Source organism: Terriglobales bacterium (assembly GCA_035937135.1).
Taxonomy (GTDB): domain Bacteria; phylum Acidobacteriota; class Terriglobia; order Terriglobales; family Acidobacteriaceae; genus DASYVL01.
Genome location: DASYVL010000041.1, coordinates 1 through 4,857 on the forward strand (window position 1 = coordinate 1; position 4,857 = coordinate 4,857).

Genomic DNA, 4,857 nt, shown 5'->3' on the forward strand with positions numbered 1-4,857 from the left:
CGCACCGACCACATCCTGTTCATCGCCGCCGGCGCCTTCCACGTGTCGAAGCCTTCGGACCTCATCCCCGAGCTGCAGGGCCTCTTCCCCATCCGGGTGGAGCTGAAGTCGCTGACCATCGGGGACTTCATCCGCATCCTCACCGAGCCCAAGTCGTCGCTGGTCAAGCAGTACACCGCACTGCTCGAGACCGAGGGGCTGAAGCTCGAGTTCACCCGCGAAGCCCTGGACGAGATCGCCAACTTCGCCTTCAAGGTGAACGAGGGCACGGAGAACATCGGCGCCCGCCGCCTGCACACCATCATGGAGCGCGTGCTGGATGAGATCAGCTTCGATGCTCCCGAGATGAAGACCCGCGAGGTCACCGTGGACGCCGACTACGTGCGCAAGATGCTCGCCGACATCGTCAAGGACCAGGACCTCTCCCGCTACATCCTGTAATCGCACGTAGGCACGGGCGACCCGCCCGTGCGAAAACGGAATCCTTCTGTTAGTCTGTTGCACTTCGCATGCAATTCACACGCTATTTCTCCGCCCTGCTGACGGTTGCGGCGCTGGCGCTGCTCACCGGCTGCGGCGCGCAGGGCAACCCGCAGCCGCCCTCGCTCGAGCTTCCCAAGCCGGTCGCGGACTTGAGGGCGGCACGCAAGGGAGACAGGGTCCTGCTCAACTGGACCGCGCCCCGCGAGACCACCGACAAGCTGCGCATCAAGGAAGCCGGCACCGCGCGCGTCTGCCGCGCCACCGCCCCACCGGCTGCGATGGAGTGCTCGCCTGTAGCCGAAGTGCCGGCGGGCCAGGCGCCTGCCGCCGGCGCCGCCAATTTCACGGATACGCTGCCGCGCGAGCTTCAGGAGCAGAATCCCACGGGCTTTGCCGTCTATACGGTGGAAGCGGTGAATGCCCGCGGACGCAGCGCCGGCCTCTCGAATCAGGTACGCGTGCCGCTGACGCCCACGCTGCCGCCGCCCGGCCAGCTCTTCAGCCAGGTCACGGCGGAAGGCCCCGTGCTCTCCTGGGTGGTGCCCGCGGACAAGCAAGGCGAGTCGCTGCTGCTGCCCGAGGCGATGAAAGCGCGATCGCCGGTCGCCTACAGCTACCGGCTCTACCGGCGCGACAAGGAGCGGCCCACCGCCGCCGCGGTAATCGTTCCCATCGAGAACGCGTTTGCATCGCCCAGGCTCGCCCAGCCCAACCTCAACGTCCGGGACACCGGCACGGAGTGGGAGAAAACCTACTTGTACTGGGTGACTACGGTGACCCGGTCCACCGCCGAGGGACAGAGTGTGGAGGTGGAAGGCGAGGACTCGCCGCCCGCCGAGGTGTCCGTCCACGACGTCTTCCCGCCCGCCGCGCCCACGGCAGTGCAGGCGGTGGCTTCCTCCGGGGGCGGCCAGAACTTCATCGACCTTACCTGGACGCTGAACGGCGAGGCTGATCTGGCCGGTTACAACGTCTATCGCCGCGAAGGCGATGCGCAGCCGCAGAAAATCAACGCCGAGCTGGTGAAGACCCCCGCCTTCCGCGACCCCAACGTCACCGCCGGCCACACTTATTTCTACTCGGTCTCCGCCGTGGATCTTCGCAACAACGAAAGTGGGCGCTCGGAAGAGGAGAGCGAGACGGTCCCGCAGCCCTGAGTTTCCCATGAAGTACTGCCGCTTCCAGTCCGAGTCTGGTGGTTGCTACGGGCTGATTGAGACCATCAACGGGCGCGAGGTGATCACGCCCATCTTCGATCCCTTCGCTGCCGAGCCGCATCGCGCACAGATGGTCCATTTCCCGCTGGTCGAGACGAAACTGCTCGCGCCCGTCACGCCCACGAAGATCGTCTGCGTCGGGCGCAACTACCGCGAGCACGCCAAAGAGCTGGGTAACGAGGTGCCGGCGGAGCTGCTCATCTTCCTCAAGCCGCCTTCTTCTGTGATCGGCCCGGGCGCGGAGATTCGCCGGCCGCAAGTCTCCCAGCGCGTGGACCACGAGGGCGAGCTGGGCGTGGTGATCGGGAAAGAGTGCCGACAGCTCGGCGAGAAGGACGACGTCCGCCCCTACATCCGCGGCTACACCTGCGTGAATGACGTGACCGCGCGCGACCTGCAGGACCGCGACGGCCAGTGGACCCGCGCCAAGGGCTTCGACACCTTCTGCCCCATCGGCCCCGTGGTGAGCGACGAGCTCGATCCCTGGAGCGGCGTCGAGGTCGAGACGCGGGTCAACGGCCAGGTGCGCCAGCGCGGCAACACCCGCGATTTCATCTTTTCCCTCGATGCTATAATCCGGTACGTCTCCGGCGTGATGACGCTGGTTCCCGGCGACGTGATTTCCACCGGGACGCCCGCGGGCGTGGGCCCCTTGCAAGCTGGAGACGTGGTGGAAGTCAGCGTTGAGGGCGTGGGAACACTGGGCAACCGGGTGGCCATTCCATGAAATTCTTTCTCGATACCGCCAACCTCAGCGAGATCCGCGAGGCCGCCTCGCTCGGCATCCTGGACGGCATCACCACCAATCCTTCGCTCATCGCCAAGGAAGGCAAGCCCTTCAAGGAGACCATCCTTGAGATCTGCAAGGTGGTGGACGGCCCGGTGAACGTCGAGGTCATCGCCACCGACTCCGGCGGCATGTGCAAGGAAGCGCACGACTACGTCACCTGGCACAAGAACGTGGTGGTGAAGCTGCCCACCACCCGCGAAGGACTGAAGGCCTGCAAGTGCCTCTCGCAGGAAGGCATCAAGACCAACCTCACGCTCTGCTTCTCGCCCAACCAGGCGCTCCTGGTGGCCAAGGCCGGCGGGACCTACGTGAGCCCCTTCGTCGGCCGCTTGGACGACATCAGCCACGTGGGCATGGACCTGGTGCGCCAGATCCTCCAGATCTACAAAAACTACAACTATCCCACGCAGGTGCTGGCCGCCTCGCTGCGCCATCCGCTGCACGTAGTGGACGCGGCGCTAGCCGGCGCGCACGTGGCCACCATGCCCTTGAAGGTGCTCGACCTGATGTTCAAGCATCCCCTCACCGACCGCGGCCTGGAGCAGTTCCTCAAAGACTGGGAGAAGGCGAAGAAAGATTGAATCATTGGGCCATTGATTCATTGAGCCATTGCCGGACCAATGCGCGGTTTTCAATGACCCAATGACTCAATGATTCAATCCGCGATGGGCCGCTTTCCCGCCTCGTCTCTCCTGGCCATTGCAGCTGCGGTGCTGCTGCTGGCGGGCGCGGGCCTGTGGCTGCGCAGCCGGCGCAAGACTCCGGAGCAGCTCGAGCGCGAGCGCCGCCTGCGCCTGAACGCCATGGGCCGCATCACCGACGGGACGGTGCTCGACGTCCACGAAGAGCGCGGCGCGGGCGGCCGGATGCAGCAATTGCTCATCTACCGCTACGACGTGGCCGGAGTCTCCTACGAGGCCTCGCAGGAGGTCGCTCACCTGCGCCATCTGGTGGACCTGCACTCCTGCCGCATCGGCTTGCCCGCATCGGTGAAGTACGGCGCGCAGAATCCCGGCAACTCTATCGTCATCGCCGAGGGCTGGACGGGGCTGCGAAAGTGACCACGGCGAAACCTTCCGCCGCGCCGCACATCTGTGCTTACGGCCCGCACGCACCTCATGGTTGGGCCCGCGTCCAAACCTAAGTTGATAGAATCAGAGAGCCGTGTCCAGTCTTCCCCTTCCCATCGCCGCGTTCTTCGCCGGGCTGGTGTCGTTCCTCTCGCCCTGCGTGCTGCCGCTGGTGCCGGGATACGTCTCGCTCGTCTCCGGCGTGGGCGTGGAAGAGCTGCAGTCGAAGGAGGGCGGCCATCGCCGGCGCGTGGTGCTGGTCAGCTCGCTGATGTTCATCCTGGGATTCTCGGTGGTCTTCATCTTGCTGGGCGCGGTCGCCACCACCTTGGGCAGCGTGGTGCGCGAGTACTTTCCCTGGCTGATCCGGATCGCCGGCATCGTCATCATCGTCTTCGGACTCCATCTGACCGGCCTGGTGAAGATCAAGTGGCTCTACGCCGATAAGCGCCTGCACAACCTGAACCCGCGGCGCTCGGCCCTGGGCGCGTTTCTGGTGGGTTTCGCCTTCGCTTTCGGATGGACGCCGTGCATCGGCCCCATCCTCACCGTCATCCTGGGCTTCGCGGCGGCGGAGGGCACGGTGGCAAAAGGAGTCCTGCTGCTCGCCGTCTATTCCATGGGCCTCGCCGTGCCCTTCCTGCTGACCTCGCTGGGCATCGACCGCTTCCTCGCCTTCTACGGGCGCTTCAAGAAGCATCTGCAGACGGTGGAGATCGCGAGCGGCGTGCTGCTTATCATGATCGGGACCCTGGTCTTCACCCGCCAGTTCGCGCTGCTGGCGACGTGGATGAACAAGCTTCCGCTATTCAAGGATTTGGTGGAGAAGTACCTGTGAAGCGAAACGCAATCGTGCTGGCGATCGTGATTCTGGCGGTGACCTTCATGCTGTACATGGGGCGACGCATGGCCGGGCCTCCGCGGCCTGGAGGCGTGAAGGGGAACGCGCTCGTCGGCGAGGTCCGCGGGCAGCAGGCCCCCGACTTCGAGTTGCACTCGATCGACGGCCGCACCATCCGCCTCTCCGACTACCGGGGCAAGGCGGTGCTGCTGAACTTCTGGGCCACCTACTGCGGCCCCTGCAAGATCGAGATGCCGTGGTTCGAGGAGTTGCAGAAGCAATACGCGTCGCAGGGGCTGGTGGTGATCGGCGTGGCCATGGACGACTCCCAGGAGGACGTGGAGAAGTTCGTCAAGGAGATGGGCGTCCACTACACCATCGTGATGGGGCGCGATTCGGTGGCCGACGCCTATGGCGGCGTGCCGTATCTCCCGGGCACGTTCTACATCGACCGCA

Annotated in this window: 7 protein-coding genes; all 7 read left to right on the plus strand. The window is 65.2% G+C overall.

Translation table 11 applies throughout. From position 1 onward, the window contains the following. The coding region (locus VGQ94_02455; protein ID HEV2021365.1) for an HslU--HslV peptidase ATPase subunit at positions 1–441 on the plus strand (441 nt) is incomplete at its 5' end. A gap of 68 nt (positions 442–509) precedes the next feature. Beyond that, positions 510–1,640, plus strand: coding sequence for a fibronectin type III domain-containing protein (locus VGQ94_02460; GenBank protein HEV2021366.1), 1,131 nt, complete (start codon positions 510–512; stop codon positions 1,638–1,640). A 7-nt stretch (positions 1,641–1,647) separates the two neighbouring features. Further along, positions 1,648–2,427 (plus strand): fumarylacetoacetate hydrolase family protein, encoded by a 780-nt coding sequence (locus VGQ94_02465; protein HEV2021367.1) that lies wholly within the window; start codon positions 1,648–1,650, stop codon positions 2,425–2,427. Beyond that, positions 2,424–3,071 carry a fructose-6-phosphate aldolase gene (gene fsa, locus VGQ94_02470; protein ID HEV2021368.1) on the plus strand — a complete coding sequence of 216 codons (648 nt, stop codon included), beginning with the start codon at positions 2,424–2,426 and terminating at the stop codon, positions 3,069–3,071. The genes VGQ94_02465 and fsa overlap by 4 nt, the downstream gene beginning before the upstream one ends. An 84-nt stretch (positions 3,072–3,155) precedes the next feature. Continuing rightward, a complete protein-coding gene (locus tag VGQ94_02475; protein ID HEV2021369.1) occupies positions 3,156–3,551 on the plus strand; it encodes a hypothetical protein in 396 nt (131 codons plus the stop codon). Positions 3,552–3,654: 103 nt separating this feature from the next. Beyond that, the gene (locus VGQ94_02480) at positions 3,655–4,398 is read left to right on the plus strand and encodes a cytochrome c biogenesis protein CcdA (protein HEV2021370.1); all 744 of its coding nucleotides are present in this window, start codon (positions 3,655–3,657) and stop codon (positions 4,396–4,398) included. Beyond that, positions 4,395–4,857, plus strand: a 463-nt coding sequence (locus VGQ94_02485) for a TlpA disulfide reductase family protein (protein HEV2021371.1), incomplete at its 3' end; no start/stop codon positions are given. The genes VGQ94_02480 and VGQ94_02485, both read left to right, overlap by 4 nt.

Excerpts from the sequence above, each read along its gene's own strand:
- VGQ94_02475 (HEV2021369.1), top strand. The coding sequence starts at position 3,156 with ATGGGCCGCTTTCCCGCCTCGTCTCTCCTGGCCATTGCAGCTGCGGTG.
- fsa (HEV2021368.1), top strand. The coding sequence starts at position 2,424 with ATGAAATTCTTTCTCGATACCGCCAACCTCAGCGAGATCCGCGAGGCC.
- VGQ94_02465 (HEV2021367.1), top strand. The coding sequence starts at position 1,648 with ATGAAGTACTGCCGCTTCCAGTCCGAGTCTGGTGGTTGCTACGGGCTG.
- VGQ94_02460 (HEV2021366.1), top strand. The coding sequence starts at position 510 with ATGCAATTCACACGCTATTTCTCCGCCCTGCTGACGGTTGCGGCGCTG.